Origin of the sequence: Flavobacterium melibiosi, from assembly GCF_048158545.1 — a bacterium.
Lineage (GTDB): Bacteria > Bacteroidota > Bacteroidia > Flavobacteriales > Flavobacteriaceae > Flavobacterium > Flavobacterium melibiosi.
Window position 1 is genome coordinate 22,455 of record NZ_JBLNKU010000013.1, and the last position, 19,037, is coordinate 41,491.

A 19,037-nucleotide genomic window follows, 5' to 3' on the forward strand; every position below is an offset into this window, starting at 1 on the left:
GTCACTCTGAGCGGAGTCGAAGAGTCAGGAGCTTTTTCCTGCTATTCACTGCAATCTTTATGGTTTTAAAGAAAAATCATAAAGGATTTCCGTTTCTATCAGGGCTAAAATTTGCTTTCAAAAGAACTTTTTACAGCTAATAATTTTGCTTCATCTGCTACAAAATTATTGCAATTGTATAAGAACTTATATTGCAATTGCCTTTCATCAAGAATATCGACTAAATTTTTATAGTTACATTTTTACTTGGCCTTATAATTACAATGCCACCTTTATTTGGGGCTCCTGTGTAATCATGGATTATCCTGTTCTTATTTAATGATTCTTTGCGAATACCATTTTAAATAGTTTGGAGTAATTAATTACAGGACTTTTTTATGTGCGCTGCTACTTTGTATTATTTTATTTATTTTTATGATAAAATAAATAAGTTATTTCTTAAATTCAGTTCATTAAATACTGTAAATTTGAGATGAATTTAAGAAATAATTATGGCTTCAAAAATACTCTTTCCACCAAAGCTTAGCTTTTTACATTTTGTCATTATCGTTATATCTTTTTTTTTCGCAACAAATATTAATGCCCAGTGTGCTGGTAATGATAATGCTATAACGATTTGTGGCACTGATTTGATTAAATCAAGTAGTCAGGCGGTTAATCTTTTTAGTCTTTTGGGAGGCGGAGCTGTCTCTGGGGGAACTTGGACAGACAATCGGTTATCCGGAGGATTAAATCTTACCACAGGTTTTTTAAACGCCCAAGCCATTAGAAAAAGTGGTGTTTTTACCTATACATATATGAGTAATGTAGGTTGTGGAGATAATTCTTCGACAATTACGGTTATCGTTGGAGGATATTCAGGTGTATCCAGTCCAGATGTTTCGGCATGTGGTGATGATATGGCGTTTAATTTATTTCTAGGGTTTAACGGACAATTTTTAGGACCGCAAACTAACGGTTTTTGGTCAGATGATGATGGAACAGGGGCATTGAGCCCAGGAGGGATACTTAACGCAAATAAAGCGGGAATGGGGACGCATTCCTTTACTTATACCATGCCTGCCATAGATACATGCCCAGCGCAATCCTCTACGGTTAGTGTAACTGTATTTCTGCCTCCAGAACCAGGAACACCTTCTTTATTGCTATTGTGTAGTTCGGATAATCTAGCTTTATATAATGATTTTGATTTGAACAGCAAATTAGACGGTGAAGATGCAGGTGGAATTTGGTCTGAAGCTGGAACTTCTGAGATATCTGGGATTTTGGATTCAAAAGTCAATGTTCAGAATTTATACAATGTATTCGGAGCCGGGGTTTATAGTTTCACCTATTCAGTTTTTCCTGATAATCCAATTTGTAGCATAAAACAATCAACAGTACACATTATAATCGAAGAACAGCTTGATTTTACCGGAGCAACGTTGGTGGTCAACTCGGATATTTGTGAAAATGAAATCCCTTCAGCTAACTATAATGCCGTTTTAACGAAAGGAATCAAAAATGTACCTAACGGTAATTATTATGTAGAGTATTCCATTTTAAGTCCGTTAGGAACAACAACAAATACCATAATTGCTACTTTTAACAACGGGGTTTTGACTTTTCCGCTTTCATCAGTTAATTTTAAACAAGTAGCAGATTATACCGTGAGTATAACAGATATTAGAAGTGTTACCAGTTTGGGTGCTTGTATAAATGTAATTGACGTTTCAGATATTTTGCATGTTTTTCCTTTGCCAAAAATTAATACCGCAACGCTCACTATTGATCCTGTTTGTAAAAATAGTGATGCTGTAGTGGCTCTTTCCGGGAATACTAATTTGTCGGATGGAAATTACAGTATAGAGTATAATTTATTTGGTAGTAATACTTTGATTTCCAGACAGGAAATTTTTACGGTTAGTGGTGGATTAACTTCTTTTTCTATTCCGGCGAGTTTAATTCCTATTGCAGGTAACACGACAATCTCAATTACAAAGATTACAAATCTAACTACAGGTTGTACCAATACGTCAACACTAACTAAGGGATTTGTTATTAAAGCATTACCTGACGTCACAAACTTTAAGGTGGACATAAAAGATGTTTGCAAAAATCAGCCCGTTACAGTATTACTTACTGGATTAGGTACTTTAACGAATGTTACTTTAAATTATGATCTTACGGGAGTTAATACAGCGATTAATCAAACAGTGACTATACTTGTTAGCTCCGGTAAGGCAGATTTTATTATCCCTTCGGCTTTACTTATTAATACAGGGGCAACCTCTCTGGCTATCACTTATATTATTGATAACGGAACTAGTTGTGGAATCATAATTACAAATGGCACAAAGAGTTTTACGATTAATACTATTCCAAATGTGCCAATTGTAAATGACGAAAAATTTTGCAAAAATGAAAATAAAACTATTGGTGATTTGTCCCCAATAGGTACTCAATACCAATGGTTTGATTCTTTGACAAGCACCACAGTTTTAAGCAAGACTAGCTTTTTAGTTTCAGGGAATTATTACGTTAAAGAGGTAAATGCGACTACAGGGTGTGAATCAGGAAGAGCAGTGGTTAATATTGTGATAAACGAAATAGAAGTACCAATATTAAATCAAGACGGACAAAACTTTTGTGGTTTAGACCATCCCACTTTGCAAAATCTAACGGCTAATACCACTGCAAACGAAACCATGAGCTGGTTTGATGCGGCAATAAATGGAAACCAATTGGCACTAACAACATTGCTTAAAGAGGGAATTACTTATTATGGCTTTGATTATTCAAGTAGCACAAATTGTTATTCAAATGCTTTGGAAGTAACCATATCTCTTTCAAATTGTAATACAACTCCTGATTTTTTCATTCCTGACGGATTTTCACCAAATGGAGATACTGTAAATGACACTTTTAAAATTCCGAATATCGAGTTTATATTTCCAAATTATTCCTTGGAAATTTATAACAGATACGGAAACCTAATGTTTTCTGGCAATAAAAACAAGCCGGAATGGGATGGGAAAAATTCTGATTACAAAATTGGGATTGACGGATTTGCGCCAAACGGAGTCTATTTTTACATTATCAATTATAATAAAGAGAACAAATCACCCAGCCAAGGGCGGCTTTATTTGAATCGATAATTATCCTTCATTACTTTAAAATCAAATTTCAAATGAAAAAAACAATATTATTTGTAAGTTTTTTATTTTTTATAATAAATACCTCGGCCCAACAAGATCCGCAATACACACAATACATGTATAACATGAATGTAGTAAATCCTGCATATGCGACAGGAACGCAATCCATGTTAGATATAGGTACATTATATAGAACACAATGGGTTGGTGCTGTTGGTGCCCCAAAGACATTGACTTTTTTCGGACACATGCCCGTGAACAAAAAAGTGGAAATGGGTTTTTCGTTGATTTCTGACGATATTGGAGACGGGGCAAAAAAAGAGAATAACTTTTATGCAGATTTTGCATACGTACTTCAATTGAATAACAGACACCGTCTTTCTTTGGGATTAAAGGCAGGCGTAACGTCCCTACAAACTAATTTTAATGGTTTTAAGTTTGAGAGTACATCATCGGATTTTGCCTTTGAAAACAGAGATCTTTTAAAACCTAATATTGGAATTGGGGCTTATTATTTCACTGATGTATATTATGTTGGATTATCCGCTCCCAATCTGCTCAATTCAAAACATATTGAAGAGCGCTCTGGGATTAGTGATTATGGCTCTGAAAATGTTCATGTTTTTTTAACGGGGGGGTATGTGTTTACGTTGTCAGATTCATTCAAATTAAAACCCGCTTTTATGTCAAAATTTGTAAAAGGAGTGTCGGTAACTTTAGATCTTTCTGCTAATGTATTGTATAATGACAAATTTGAATTTGGTGCCGCTTATAGATTTGGGGATGCCGTAAGTGCTTTGATGAACGTAAAAGTAACTCCAAATATCAGGGTGGGCTATGCTTACGATTACACTACTTCTAATCTAGGGCAGTTTAATTCTGGAACGCATGAAATTTTTGTTCTATTTAATTTAGATTTATTAGGTAAAGGATATGATAAATCACCAAGATTCTTCTAAAAAATAAACATGAAATTGCCATGATTCCAAATCACAAATAGAAATGAAGAATGGCGATACCATATTCCGCTAAAAAACAAATATTATCTTCGTATGAAAAGAATATACCTCATTATAATCGTATTTTCAATACAATTTATGAATGCTCAAACGCAAGATTTGCAAAGAGCCAAACGCTATTTTGATAGAACTTTTTATAGCGAAGCAATCCCTTTGTATGAAAAAATCATTCAAGGGAACCGTTCTATTGAAGTAGTAAAAAACTTGGCAGATTGTTATTATTACACTAATAACTATACTAATGCCCAAAGGCAGTATCGTTTTCTTATTGAAAGATTCAATAAGGAACTCGAAGTGGAATACTACTTTAGATATTCGCAAACATTGAAAGCAACTGGGAATTACGAAGAAGCCAATTCAGTTATCCGTGATTATCTCATTAGTTCAAACAATAAGCAGGACCTACAAGATTTTGAAAAAGAAAATAAGGATCTTGAAAATGTATCAGCAATAGGAAGCAGATTCGAAATAAAAAACCTGGCTGTAAATACTGCAAATTCGGAATTTGGAGCAGTAAAACAAGGAGAAAATCTGGTTTTTTCGGGAGGTAAAAAGAAGGCCGATTTATTTGACAAAATCTACAAATGGAATAATGAATTGTATCTTGATTTGGTGACAATTCCTCTCAAAAACGTCAATTCCAGTGATTCAATTGTAAATTATTTTTCTAAAGAATTAAACACCTCCATGCATGAGGCAAATGCTGTTTTTACAAAAGATGGAAAAACAATTTATTTCACCAGAAATAATTACAAAAAAGGAAAAAAAGGTAAAAACAAAGACAAGGTTTCAAATCTACAAATTTTTAAAGCTGAATTCGTTGATGGTAAATGGACGAAAATTGAGTCGCTTCCTTTCAATAGTGATGATTATTCTGTAGAGCATCCTACGTTGAGTAATGATGCAAAAACATTGTATTTTGCATCGGATATGCCAGGTACGCTGGGTTTATTTGATATTTTTAGTGTATCTATAAATGGTGGGGCTTTTGGAACTCCAAAAAATTTAGGTGATAAAATTAATACAACTAAAAAAGAACAATTTCCTTTTGTCTCAAAAGACAATAAATTGTATTTTTCTTCAAACGGACATGTCGGATATGGATCATTGGACGTTTTTGTATCGGAAATTCAAAACAATACGTTCTCAAAGTCATTAAATGTAGGTCTTCCGGTAAATTCTGGTTTCGATGATTTTTCATTTACTATTGATTCAGAATCAAAAGAAGGTTATTTTTCGTCCAACAGACCGGGTGGAAAAGGGAATGATGATATTTATGAACTAAAAGAAATAAAACCTTTACTAATTGAAGATTGCAAGCAATTAATCGCTGGTATAATTATGGATGTGGATACAAAAATGCCTTTGGAAAACGCTTTGGTTAGTTTGCAAAATTCTGATAAAATTGAAATCCAAAAAGTTATGACTACTCAAGACGGAAAATTCAGTTTTGCCGTTGCTTGCGAGACCGGTTATTCTGTTTTGGCATCCAAAGTGGATTATACAAAGGATTCAAGATCATTTAAACTCAACAAAGAAAGAAATAAAATCAACGACGCATCCATGTCTTTGAAGTCTGATTTGATGATTAAAAAAGAAGAGGAAATAGCAATTCAGAAAAAGAAAAATGAGGAAATAGCCTTACTTGAAAAAGATAAAAAAGACAAGCAAATTTTCGCTCAAAAAGAAATTGATATTGCCCAAATTAAGAAAAAAGAAAAAATAGATAATATTATCGCTGCGGAAAAAGATGTGGTAAAAGATAAAGACCGTTTAATTATCAAAACGGATCCTATATATTTCGATTATGATTTGTGGTATATTCGTAAAGAATCAAAACCAATTCTAAATCGAGTTATTGAAATAATGAAAAAATATCCAGATATGGTTGTCGAAATTGGTTCTCATACTGATAATAGAGGAAATGATAATTACAATAGGAATCTTTCCACACATAGAGCTGAATCAACAAGAACGTATTTCATAAATCAAGGAATTGCTGAAAAAAGAATTATTGCAAAAGGATATGGAGAAACTGTTCAAATCATAAAATGTGAGCCAAGTGAGTCCTGTTCCGAAGAACAGCATGAATTGAACAGACGAAGTGAATTTGTAATTAAAAATTTGTAGCTATTAGATAAAATTTTAAATTCCAAGTAAAGTATTTAATTGGCTATTATTGCAAATAAAAAGCCCAATTCTTTAAAAGAATTGGGCTTTTTGCATTGTATCAAAAACTAATTTATCTCAAACTAGCTCCAAGCTCAGTTTCAAAATTATTTTGCAATTTGCTCATAATTTTATCAATTTGCGCATCAGTCAATGTCTTTGAATTATCTTGAATAGTAAAACTTAACGCGTATGATTTCTTACCTTCAGGAAGATTATTACCTTCGTAAACATCGAATAAATTAATATCTTTCAATAATGATTTCTCGGTTTGACGTGCAATATTGTAAATACTATCATAAGTTACGTTTTGGTCAATTAGCAAAGCCAAATCCCTACGAACTTCAGGGTATTTAGGAATCTCAGTATATTTTATTTTGGTTGAAATTAATTTTAAAATTAAAGCCCAATTGAAATCAGCAAAAAACACTTCTTGTTTTATTCCAAAATTTTTCAATATTGATTTTTTCACTACTCCTAATTCAACTAGAATGTCTTGACCAAATCCAATTGCAATTCCTTCAGAAAATACATCAGAAGTTACTGGTGAATTTTGTGTTTTTTGAATGCCTAATCTAGAAAGTATGCCGTTTACATATCCTTTGAATAAAAAGAAATCCGATGGTTTTTGAGCACTAGTCCAATTTTCCTGGTTTCTGTTTCCAGAAAGGAATAAAGTCAAATGTTTATGTTCCTCATAACCTGAAGGAAAATTATGGTAGGTTTTTCCAAATTCAAATAATTTTAAATCGGCATTTTTACGATTAATATTATAGGAAATCGCTTCTAGTCCAGAGAATAATAAAGATTGACGCATTGTTGCTAAATCATTGCTCAAAGGATTTAGCATTGTTACGTTATGTTCTGAATTTAAAACATCAGAAAGCTCTACATAAGATGCCGTAGTCAATGAATTAGCCATCATTTCATTAAATCCTTGAGAATTTAATTGAGTGGCAATTGTATTTTGTATTTTATAATCCTCGTTTCTTGGAGAATTAGAAACTGTAGCATTTAATTTTTTTGAAAAATTAATGTTGTTGTATCCATAAACTCTCAAAATTTCTTCTATAACATCAATTTCTCTTTGTACATCAACTCTATATGCAGGAATTGTTAATCCCAATCCAGCATCAGAAACACTGTTTACTTTTATGTCTAATGAAACTAATATTTTCTTAATGGTGTCTTTTGGCAATTCCTGACCAATAATTTTGGCTACTTTACTAAAGTTTAAAAAGACTGTAAAATCTTCTATTTTCTTTGGATACACATTAATGACATCCGAAGTTATTTCTCCACCGGCTACTTCTTGAATCAATAAAGCGGCTCTTTTCAATGCGTATTCAGTGATAGTAGGGTCGATTCCTCTTTCAAATCTAAAAGAAGCATCGGTGTTCAATTGATGTCTTTTGGCAGTTTTACGAATACTTACAGGATTAAAGTAAGCACTTTCTAAGAAAATTGAATTTGTATTTTCTGAAACTCCAGATTTTTTCCCACCAAAAACTCCTGCGATACATAATGGTCCTTTTTCATCACAAATCATTAAATCCTCTTCGTGTAACGTTCTTTCAATGTCATCAAGAGTTATGAATTTCGTTCCGGCAGCAAGTGTTTTTACAATTATTTTACCATTGATTTTTGAAGCGTCAAAGGCATGAAGTGGCTGGCCTAATTCATGTAAAACATAATTGGTCACATCGACAATATTATTTTTCGGATTTATTCCAATCGCTTTCAGTCGGTTTTGCAACCACGCAGGTGAAGGTTTTACAGTAATTCCAGAAATGGTAACACCGCAATATCTAGGAGCAAGTTTCGGTTCTTTTACATCAATATCAATTTTTAATATTCTTTTATCTACTCTAAAATTACTTACTGAGGGTGTAATTAATTCTACACTAACACCGCTTTGTAACATTCCGGCTCTCAAATCACGGGCTGTCCCCAAATGACTCATAGCATCGGCACGATTAGGTGTTAATCCAATTTCGAAAACTTCGTCATTTTCAATTTTAAAAACGGTTGCCGCTGGAGTTCCTGGTACTAAGGAATCGTCCAATATCATAATCCCATCGTGGCTTTCGCCAAGACCTAACTCATCTTCAGCACAAATCATTCCGTGACTTTCCTGTCCGCGTATTTTTCCTTTTTTAATCGAAAATGCTATACCTTCTTTATCATATAATGTAGTACCTATTGTAGCAACAGGAACTTTTTGTCCCGCAGCGACATTGCTGGCGCCACAAACAATTTGTAAAGGAGTACCGTTGCCTAAATCTACAGTAGTTATTTTTAGTCTGTCAGCATCCGGATGTGGAATACAGGTAAGAACATGTCCTACAACAATTCCTTCTAATCCGCCTTTTACCGATTGGTATTTTTCAACAATTTCCACTTCAAGACCTAAATCTGTTAGCAATGCTGCTGTTTCTTCGGATTTCCAATCTATTTTAATGAATTGTTTTAACCAGTTGTAAGATATTTTCATCTGTCAATTTTAATGAGATTACTTCGTCAGTTCGACCTACGGTCTCGGGTGCAAATATAAGGATTGCAGGTTGGAGTAAGAAACAATTTTTTTGGTTTTTTATAATTGATTTGTCACATTTTAGGAGTGTTCGAAATAGTGATTTAATAATGTTAGACGTAAATAGATACGAATAAAATAATAAAATAACGTTAAAAAAACACATATGGAAATTTAATGCTACTAGTTGAATGAATTGTGCTATTCTAATGATGAATAGGAGACTATTTTTGATAAAATAAAATAGATAACGACATGGACAACATAGTAAAAAGACCTGAATTCAAGGCAACGTATGATAATTATATAGGAGGAAAATTCGTTGCGCCAATCGGTGGCCAATATTTTGATGTTGTTTCTCCAATTGATGGAAAAGTATTTACAAGAGCTGCACATTCAACTAAAGTGGATATTGATTTAGCTGTTGATAAAGCACATGAAGCTTTTCAAACATGGGGGAAAACATCTGTAACGGAACGTAGCCTATTATTAAACAAAATTGCACAAGTTATTGAAGATAATCTAGAATATATTGCCACCGTTGAAACCATAGATAACGGGAAAGCAATTCGGGAGACTTTAGCCGCAGATATTCCTTTGGCGATAGACCATTTCAGATATTTTGCTGGCGTAATTCGTGCTGAAGAAAGTTCTATTGCTGAACTGGATTCACAAACAGTTTCTATTGCTTTAAGCGAACCTTTGGGTGTAATTGCCCAAATTATTCCTTGGAATTTTCCAATTTTAATGGCTGTTTGGAAATTAGCGCCGGCGTTGGCTGCAGGAAATACAGTAGTTTTAAAACCTGCAGAAAGTACACCAATTTCTATTCTAATTTTAATGGAATTGATAGGCGATATTCTTCCTCCGGGAGTTGTAAATATTGTCAATGGTTTTGGTGCTGAGCTTGGAAGAGCTTTGGTAACGAACAAAAAAGTATCAAAAGCCGCATTTACTGGTTCTACGCCAACCGGTCGTTTAGTAATGCAATACGCTACTGAAAATATTATTCCCGTAACATTGGAATTAGGTGGTAAATCTCCAAATATTTTCATGAAATCTGTTGGAGATGCTGATGATGATTTCTTTGACAAAGCAGTTGAAGGTGCTGTAATGTTTGCTTTAAATCAAGGAGAGATTTGCACCTGTCCTTCCAGATTATTAATTCATGAAGATATTTATGATAAATTTATTGCCCGAGTAATTGAAAGAACAGAAGCAATCAAAATGGGAAATCCATTAGACAGAACGACTATGATGGGAGCACAGACTTCATTGGTTCAAAAAGAAAAAATTCTTAGCTATATTAAACTAGGAAAAGAAGAAGGTGCCGAAGTGTTAATTGGCGGTGAAGAAAATCATTTGGAAGGAAATTTAGACGGAGGTTATTATATCAAACCAACTCTTTTCAAGGGACATAACAAAATGCGCATTTTCCAGGAAGAAATTTTCGGGCCTGTTTTGGCGGTTACCACTTTTAAAACAACAGAAGAAGCGATAGCAATTGCTAATGATTCGATGTATGGTTTAGGAGCTGGAGTTTGGACGCGTGATGCACATGAAATTTATCAGGTTCCAAGAGCCATTCAAGCAGGTCGTGTTTGGATTAATCAATACCATTCTTATCCAGCAGGCGCTCCTTTTGGAGGTTACAAACAATCAGGAATTGGTCGTGAAAATCACAAAATGATGCTTGGACATTATCGTCAGACAAAAAATATGTTGATTTCTTATGATAAAAAGAAATTAGGTTTCTTTTAGTAGTTACAGATTATTGGTTAATCTTGAACCTGACAGATTGTATGATTTGTCAGGTTTTACTTTAAATAAAAAAAGATGACAAAAAGAATTGATGCCACAGAAAAAGCAGTAGAATTAATCAAAATTTTACAGGAAAAACATGGTGATTTGATGTTTTACCAAGCCGGAGGATGCTGTGAAGGAACTCAGCCTCAGTGTTTTGAAAAAGGTGGGTTTTATCAACGAATGGGTGACGTTTGTATTGGAATAGTTGAAGATACTGAATTCTGGGTAGATAAAGATTTATTCGAATATTGGAAACATGCTCATTTTACTTTGGATGTAATTGACGCCTTTGGGGTAGGAGGATTTTCTTTAGAAACACCGTTAAAAAAAACATTCCGAATCGAATACCGGATTTTTACACCAGAAGAAGAGCAATCGCTTGGTCCTTTAAAATATATTGAATAAATCTAGTTTATTACATATAACAATTGATACTGTTTTGGCGTAATTCCTTCATGTTTTTTAAACAAACGAATAAAATAATTGGAATCTTCAAATCCGGATAAATAGCAAACTTCATTGATTTGTATTGTCGGGTTTTTGAGTAATTGTTTGGCGCATCTTATTTTTTCGCTAATGACAAATTCTATCGGACTCATACCTAATTCTCTCTTGAAAAGTCTGTAGAAAGAAGTGGTGCTCATACATGCCTTTTCGCTCAAATGTTTCATGCTGATATTTTCCTTCAAATTCAAACGGATGAATTCTACTACTTGGGTAATAGGATTTTTTGGATCGGTAAATAAACCGTCATCAATTGCTTTTGCAGTTTGCGTTTGAATAATTCGAATTAACAATTCTTGCAAAGTTAAATCGGCCAAAGCATCCTTGGTAATCGAAGTGCTCATGCATTCTTTTATCAATTTGTTGATTGTTGCAGCCAGTTCTACATTGTTGTAAAAAAAATAATTTTGGTAATTCAATTGCCAAAATTGTGAATTTCCTTCTTTTGGATAGCGTTCGTTTAAGAATTGTAATGTATCGGTAATTTTAGTTTGGTCTATCGCCAAAGCTAGACACTGCGTAGGATTGCTTTTTGTGGCCTCAGGAAAATCGATTTTCATTTCTACATTCGAAGGAATAACAACTGTTTCTCCGGGTAAATAATCAAAGCTCGGATCATCAAAAAGATGCATCACTTTTTTACCTCTTAGCATGCTTGTCACTACTAAATCATTAAACTTTAGCGGAACCAATGCAGAAGATTCATATGTTTCAAAAAGATTCAGTTCACAATGGTTTAAAGAGTAAACGGTTCTGTTTTCAACTAATGTTTTTAACGATTTTTCATTTGATAAATGTGGAGGATTTATAAAAGCACGATTATTATTCATAGTTTTAAACTTAAAGAAGACAAAGTTTAAATTTAATGAAAATAATTAGAACCAGAACACTGTTTAACAAAATTTAAATTAATTCTTCAATATGTTTTTTTATGTTTTCCGCAATTTTTTGGGTAGGTAAATCATTTTCATCGGTTCCAAAAGGATCCTCTATTTCCTCGGCAATTAACTCTAAACTAGCCAAAACATAAAAAATAAAAACGACAACAGGTGCTACATAATAACCCAAACTAAAGGAATAGCCAAATGGCAAAGTCATGACATAAAAGAAGATGAATTTTTTAAGAAAAGCGCTATAGGAGTAGGGAATAGGTGTGTTTTTAATTCTTTCGCAAGCACCGCAAATTTCGGTAAAGGATAGCACTTCATTATTTAGGATGATGAGTTGGTCTCCAGTAATTTTTTTGGAAACGTATAAATCATTGATTTTTTGAAATAATATTTTTGCAACCTGATTGGGTCTGTGTTTGTGATGATCAATTTCTAAATCTACATCATCAAATAATTGTTTGCCAGTTTCCTCATCTTTTAAATGTTTGTTTAAAATGGAAGCATAGCTAGGAATTATTTTTCTAAAATAAGCTCGATCTTTTTCATCCGTTAAAATTACGGAAAGTTTGATGGCTAAATTACGGCTATTATTAACTAAACTTCCCCACATTTTACGCCCTTCCCACCAACGGTCATAGGCAGTATTGGTTCTAAAAACTAGTAATAGCGAAATAACGAAACCTAACATTCCATGCATGATGGTAATGTTTTTCACATAACTGTTATCCGCTAATTGCCAATATTCGACTTCCAAATACCCAATAATTCCGGAATAAGCGCCTATGGCAAGCATAATTGGAAATAATGTTCTGAAGGTATCCGCTTTATGAAAACGAAAGATAAAAGTAAACCAGTCTTTTGTATTGTATGAAATCATTTTGGCTAAATTTTCAGCAAAAATATATTAAAAATTTAGATTTCCGGCCAACTCTCGTAATGCAATTTCGGATAATTTACCAAGAAACTGAGCATTGCTGTAACGTACTTTGGCATTCACATAATTCAATTGTGCGGTTCTGAATTCTAAAGTTGTTATGGTTCCAATACGAAATTTATCTAAAGTGATACTCAGATTTTGTTTGGCGATGGATTCGTTTTTTCCTTCTAAAGCAATCAATTCTAAATTAGTCAAATACGTTTGATACGAAGTTGCTAATTGTGAATGTAATATCAAATTTTGCTGTTCGATTGTCATCTTAGAATTCTCAATCTGAATTTTGGCGATTTTTTCGTTTCGGTTTTGTGAAAAACCATCAAATATATTTAAAGAAGCACTAAATCCATAATTCAATCCTCTGGATGCAGATTGTGACACAAACCCAAGACTGGATTGACTTTCAGAAAAATTGTAGCCTGTATTTACTTTTATCGTAGGATAGCGACCCGCTTTGATTTGTTTTAACTCTAATTCTGCTACTTTTTTGTTGATAATTTGCGCTTCTAATTGCGGATTTTGTTTTTCGGCTAAAGCGGTAAGTTCCGGTAGCAATAATTGGTTGTCAACCGCAATAGCATCAATTACTTTGAAATCTGATTTAAGATCTCTGGCCAATATTTGATTCAATAAAATCTTACTGTTGGCATACAATTCTTTTTGTCTCAGTATCGCAACCTGATCGGTATTTAAATCTACTTGGGCATTCAAAACCTCTAATTTAGACGCTTTTCCAATGGTGAACCTGTTTTTCGCCAATGTCAATCGCTGATTCGAAATAACAATTGTTGTATCTAAAGCTATTAGTTGTTGTTGTTGTTGTACCAAATCGTAATAGGCTGCATGTACATCACTTATTTTAGTGATTAAAGTCAGTTTTAATTGTGCTTCGCCTAATTTTTGTAATTCTTTCAGCTGATCTAGTCTGGCAAACATCCGCATTCCGTCAAAAATAGTCCAATCCAAACCAACACCATAACTCAAACTGTTGTTCTTGGCATTGTCTAACTCTGTTTGTGTTCCGTCCTGACGCGTTTGCGAACTGTTTTGAACACTATTATTGTCCACAATTGTTGCAGTGACTTTTGGTAACATACCGGCATTTCCAATTGCTACGTTTGTTTTTTCAATGTCTAAATTGTTTGTCGCAATTTTTATTTCGTAATTGTTTTCCAATGCTATTTTTACTGCACTTTCCAATGTCAAAACTTCTTGAGCATTGGTTTTTGCAACACAAAATAGGAGTAGTATAAAGCTTTGAAATAGTATTTTAGTGTTCATCATAATTCAATATCTTTTTAAAATCATTCAATTCTTGCAAACAATAAAATCATTTGACTAAGAATTAAAAAAGTATTTATTTTTTATATGAACTTAAATATCTGATGTGTTTAAAACATCTAAGATATTTAAGTTTTTTGATATAAATAAAAAAGGAAATTTGTTATTTAACTTCTTTTTCATATTCTTCGATATGATCAAATTCAGGGTAATGTTTTCTTGCTTTAGACCACATTAAATACATGGCTGGAATAACGAATAATGTTAAAACCAATGAGAAAACAGTTCCGCCTACAATCACAACTCCCATACCAATTCTACTGGTAGAAGCCGCTCCAAGTGACATTGCGATAGGCAATGCACCCAATGAAATAGCTAAACTAGTCATTAAAATAGGTCGTAATCTCGCTTCGGAAGCTTCTAATATTGCATCAATTTTCGATTTGCCCTGTTCTCGCAGCTGATTGGCAAATTCGACGATTAAGATTCCATTCTTAGTAACCAGTCCAATAAGCATTACGGTTCCAATTTGGCTAAAGATATTCCAAGTCTGGTCAAACAACCATAAGGAGAATAAAGCACCCGCTACAGCCATTGGAACGGTTAAAATGATAATAAATGGATCAATGAAACTTTCAAATTGTGCAGCCAGAATTAAAAATATCAATAGCAAAGCCAATCCAAATGCAAAGGCAGTATTCGAACTACTTTCGACAAAATCCCTTGATTCTCCACCTAAATCGGTGGTAAATGTATCATCAAGAACTTTAACCTTAATTTCGTTCATCGCATCAATTCCATCGCTGATACTTTTGCCTGGAGCGAGACCTGCAGAAACAGTTGCTGCCATATATCGATTGTTGTGGTATAATTGTGGCGGATTACTTTTTTCTTCAATGGTTACAACATTGTCCATTTGAATTAATTGTCCCAAATTATTTTTGACATACATTGAAGTTAAATCCAATGGTTTCGAACGGTCTTTTTGGTCAAATTGTCCAATAACCTGATACTGTTTTCCATTTCTCATGAAATAACCAAAGCGTTGACCACTTAATGAAAGTTGCAAGGTTTGTGCAATATCAATAACTGAAATTCCTAAACTTTCGGCTTTCTCTCTGTCTATTGTAACATTGATTTCTGGTTTATTGAATTTTAAATTCACATCGCTAACTGCAAAAGTTGGATTTTTAGACACTTCATCCATAAAAACAGGAATCTTTTCTTCCAGTTTTTTAAAGTTTGGAGCTTGTATGATGTATTGAATCGGCAATCCACCGCGTCTGTTTACTGCTATTGTGGGTTGTTCTATTACAGAAGTTTTGGCTTCAGGATATTTTTTGGTCAGTTTGGTCAATTTTTCGGCAATCTCTTTTTGAGAACGTTTTCTTTCGTTTGGTTCAGACAAGGAAATTCTTACCCTTCCACTATTTACTGTCGATGCACCAAAACCTGGAGAAGTAATAATTAAGGCCACTTTTTTTTCAGGAATGGAATCATCTACTAATTGAGAAATCTCCTGCATAAAGCGGTCCGTATATTCATAGGACGCCCCTTCTGGTGCGGTTATACTCATCATTAAGCCACTTCGGTCATCATACGGAGCCGTTTCTTTTTGGATTAAATTAAAAAATAAATAGATCAATCCGAAACAGGCAATCAATATGGGAAAACTCAACCATTTCTTTTTCATAAAACGTTGCAAAGCTTCGGCATAACCACTGTTTAGTTTTTGAAAATAAGGTTCTGTTTTAATATAAAACTTTGATTTTTTTTGCTCTCCGCCTTTCATCAAATACGCATTTAACATTGGCGTTAATGTCAACGAAACAAAGGCAGAAATCAATACTGCGGCACCAATGACGACGCCAAATTCCCTAAACAATCGCCCGACAAATCCTTCGAGGAAAATAACTGGAAGAAATACGGCTGCCAAGGTGATGGAAATGGATATGACCGCAAAAAAGATTTCGTTAGAGCCTTTGATGGCTGCTTCAATTGGCGACATTCCTTCCTCTACTTTTTTGTAGATATTCTCTGTGACTACAATTCCGTCATCGACAACTAAACCTGTAGCTAAAACAATCGCCAACAAAGTCAGTACATTTATCGAAAATCCGAAAAGCCACATAATGAAGAAAGTAGCAATTAACGAAACGGGAATGTCGATTAATGGTCTGAAAGCAATAGCCCAATCCCTAAAAAATAAATAAATAATTAAAATCACCAGAATTATTGAAATTCCCAACGTTTCCGCTACTTCAATAACTGATTTTTTGACAAAAACGGTAGTATCGATAACGATATCTAACTTGATATCTTTAGGTAAATCCTTTTTTAATACTTCGAATTCTTTGTAAAATTCCTTTGAAATATCTAAATAATTTGCCCCCGGAAGCGGAACAATCGCGACACCCACTAATGGCGTTCCGGATTGGGTCATTTTGGTTTCAATGTTTTCAGGACCAAGAACAGCCGAACCAATATCACTAAAACGAACTGTTTTTTCTCCTTCGGAACGAATGATGATATTATTAAATTCCTCGGCTGTGGACAGATTTCCAACAGTTTTTACAGTAAGTTCCGTATTACTTCCGGTTAATTTCCCCGAAGGTAATTCTACATTTTGTTTATTCAATGCATCTCTAACTTCTGAAACCGTGCAACCGTAAGACGCCAATTTTACAGGATCAATCCACAAACGCATCGCATATCTTTTTTGTCCCCAAATTTGAACACCACTTACACCAGGAATCGTTTCCAGTCGTTGGGAAATTACGTTTTCGGCATAATCACTTAATTCAAGTGCATTTCGAGTATCACTTTGAACTGTCATTGAAATAATCGCTTCACCATTGGCATCAGCCTTAGAGACTACTGGCGGTGCATCAATATCTTGAGGTAAACTTCGAACGGCTTGAGAAACTTTATCCCGTACATCATTAGCAGCTTCTTCAAGGTTTTTATTCAAATTAAATTCAACCGTAATATTGCTGCTTCCCTGAATACTAGATGAAGTTACATTTCGAATTCCATCAATGGAATTGATTGCTTTTTCCAGCGGTTCTGTTATTTGTGATTCAATGATATCAGCATTTGCACCGGCATAATTGGTACGGATGGAAACTTGTGCCGGATCAATCGACGGGAATTCACGAACGCCAAGAAAACTATAACCAATTATTCCAAATAACACGATGGATAAATTGATGACTATAGTAAATACGGGTCTTCTTATACTTGTAGTAGATAAACTCATTTTTTTTGAATTATGAATTATAAGTTATGAATTATGAGTTGCACTGTGTATACTCATAATTCATAACTTATAACTTTTAAAATTATTTAATTTTAACTTTTACAGGAGTTTCGTTTTTTAAAGACATTACGCCAGTTGTTATAACGGTATCACCAGCTTTTAAACCGGAAAGCACCAGAATTGTAGCGTCGGTTCGCGTGGCAGTTTCTACCATAATTTCTTTGGCCATTCCATTATCCGAAATAAAAATTTTCTTCCCATTTTGTACCGGAATAATTGCTTCAGTAGGAACTACGATAGCATCTTTAATAATGTCCAAAGCCAATTCAACATTGGCAAACGTACCCGGCAATAATTTTCCGTCTTTGTTTTCAGCAATGGCACGAACTTGCAATGTTCTGGTAGCTACTGCAACTTCTGGCTCGATTGCATATACTTTGGCAGTATGTTTTTCATCTGATCCAGCAACCGTAAAAGTTAAAACGGTATTTGTTTTTACCTGATTAGCATATTTTTCCGGAATCGAAAAAGTAATTTTTAATTTACCGGTATTCACTAATTTGGCAACTAAAATTGTTGGAGTAATATACGTTCCCGGTGAAATGGAACGCAATCCTATTTTCCCCGAAAATGGTGCTCTAACAGATGTTTTTGCAATTTGCGCTTTTATCAATTGACTTTGTGCTTGCGCCGATTTCAAATCAGCTCTTGCTATATCGTATTCTTCTTGACTTATGGCTTCTTTTTGCAGTAAAAGTTTTGCTCTTCTTTCGTTTTCCGATGCTAAACCTTCTTTTGTAGCAGTTTGTCTCAGTTGTGCTCTTAATTCTAAATCATTTACTTTAAAAAGTACTTGTCCTTTATTCACATTACTCCCTTCCTGAAAATAAATACCCTCAACGATACCGGAAACTTCACTACGAATCTCCACTTGTTCATTTGCTTCAATAGATCCTGAAAGCGACAGATTATTATCAAAAGTTTGTGGCTCAACAACAATTCCACTTACGTTCATGGTTTTATTCATGCCTTTATCTTTTGAATCTTCATTCTTTGCACTATTTGATGAAATTCGATAGGCTATAAAACCACCAATTCCAACTAACAATAAGGTGTAAACAAGGTATTTTATTTTCATATGTAGGGATATTTAATGAAATATGAGTAAAAGTAAAATTAGTGAATGTTTTTATTCGTGATTTAACAAATTTAGGTTTTAGAATTGGGAATTGTGATCTTGTTAATTTTTATTTAACGTTTGTACATACAAATATTAACACTTAGAAAATACAGTATTTACAAATGAATACAAACAATCACACCTTTTAAAGGTTAATGACTGCTAAAAAAGCAAATGGTTTAATCAAGAATTCAAAAAAATGACGTTTTTATGGAAATAAATTTAATAGCGTAATTTGAGACATATAAGAAATATAAGTTTTACTACTATTAAATGAGACATTTTTAAAAACAAAAAAATCAAATAAAGTGTTTATTACTAGGTT

At 33.7% G+C, this 19,037-nt stretch carries 11 protein-coding genes; 5 read left to right on the top strand and 6 right to left on the bottom strand.

What is annotated here, in order from left to right:
* The first annotated feature begins 491 nt into the window (after positions 1-491).
* From ACM55F_RS14735 to ACM55F_RS14745, 3 genes are all read left to right on the top strand, one after another.
* Positions 492-3,137, top strand: coding sequence for a gliding motility-associated C-terminal domain-containing protein (locus tag ACM55F_RS14735; protein ID WP_416854579.1), 2,646 nt, complete (start codon positions 492-494; stop codon positions 3,135-3,137).
* 32 nt (positions 3,138-3,169) lie between these two features.
* Entirely contained in the window at positions 3,170-4,096 is a 927-nt protein-coding gene (locus ACM55F_RS14740; RefSeq protein WP_416854580.1) for a PorP/SprF family type IX secretion system membrane protein, read from the top strand.
* Between the two features lie 93 nt (positions 4,097-4,189).
* Positions 4,190-6,286 carry an OmpA family protein gene (locus ACM55F_RS14745; RefSeq protein ID WP_416854581.1) on the top strand — a complete coding sequence of 699 codons (2,097 nt, stop codon included), beginning with the start codon at positions 4,190-4,192 and terminating at the stop codon, positions 6,284-6,286.
* Between the two features lie 112 nt (positions 6,287-6,398).
* Here ACM55F_RS14745 and pheT read toward each other — a convergent pair whose 3' ends face one another.
* Positions 6,399-8,819 (bottom strand): phenylalanine--tRNA ligase subunit beta, encoded by a 2,421-nt coding sequence (gene pheT, locus ACM55F_RS14750; RefSeq protein ID WP_416854582.1) that lies wholly within the window; start codon positions 8,817-8,819, stop codon positions 6,399-6,401.
* A 294-nt stretch (positions 8,820-9,113) separates the two neighbouring features.
* On the opposite strand from pheT, the gene ACM55F_RS14755 reads away from it, so the two are divergent.
* Positions 9,114-10,619: an aldehyde dehydrogenase family protein gene (locus tag ACM55F_RS14755; RefSeq protein ID WP_416854583.1), complete on the top strand. Its 1,506-nt coding sequence runs from the start codon at positions 9,114-9,116 to the stop codon at positions 10,617-10,619.
* Between the two features lie 75 nt (positions 10,620-10,694).
* On the top strand, positions 10,695-11,069 hold the full coding sequence (locus ACM55F_RS14760) for a DUF779 domain-containing protein (protein WP_416854584.1): 375 nt from the start codon (positions 10,695-10,697) through the stop codon (positions 11,067-11,069).
* A 2-nt stretch (positions 11,070-11,071) separates the two neighbouring features.
* Here ACM55F_RS14760 and ACM55F_RS14765 read toward each other — a convergent pair whose 3' ends face one another.
* The 5 genes from ACM55F_RS14765 to ACM55F_RS14785 form a co-directional block, all read right to left on the bottom strand.
* Positions 11,072-11,998: an AraC family transcriptional regulator gene (locus ACM55F_RS14765; protein ID WP_416854585.1), complete on the bottom strand. Its 927-nt coding sequence runs from the start codon at positions 11,996-11,998 to the stop codon at positions 11,072-11,074.
* 73 nt (positions 11,999-12,071) lie between these two features.
* Positions 12,072-12,935, bottom strand: a complete 864-nt coding sequence (locus tag ACM55F_RS14770; protein ID WP_416854586.1) for a bestrophin family protein — start codon at positions 12,933-12,935, stop codon at positions 12,072-12,074.
* Positions 12,936-12,962: 27 nt separating this feature from the next.
* Positions 12,963-14,273 carry a TolC family protein gene (locus ACM55F_RS14775; protein ID WP_416854673.1) on the bottom strand — a complete coding sequence of 437 codons (1,311 nt, stop codon included), beginning with the start codon at positions 14,271-14,273 and terminating at the stop codon, positions 12,963-12,965.
* 163 nt (positions 14,274-14,436) lie between these two features.
* Positions 14,437-17,532, bottom strand: a complete 3,096-nt coding sequence (locus ACM55F_RS14780) for an efflux RND transporter permease subunit (protein WP_416854587.1) — start codon at positions 17,530-17,532, stop codon at positions 14,437-14,439.
* Positions 17,533-17,614: 82 nt separating this feature from the next.
* Positions 17,615-18,670 (bottom strand): efflux RND transporter periplasmic adaptor subunit, encoded by a 1,056-nt coding sequence (locus tag ACM55F_RS14785; protein WP_416854588.1) that lies wholly within the window; start codon positions 18,668-18,670, stop codon positions 17,615-17,617.
* Positions 18,671-19,037: the final 367 nt, after the last annotated feature.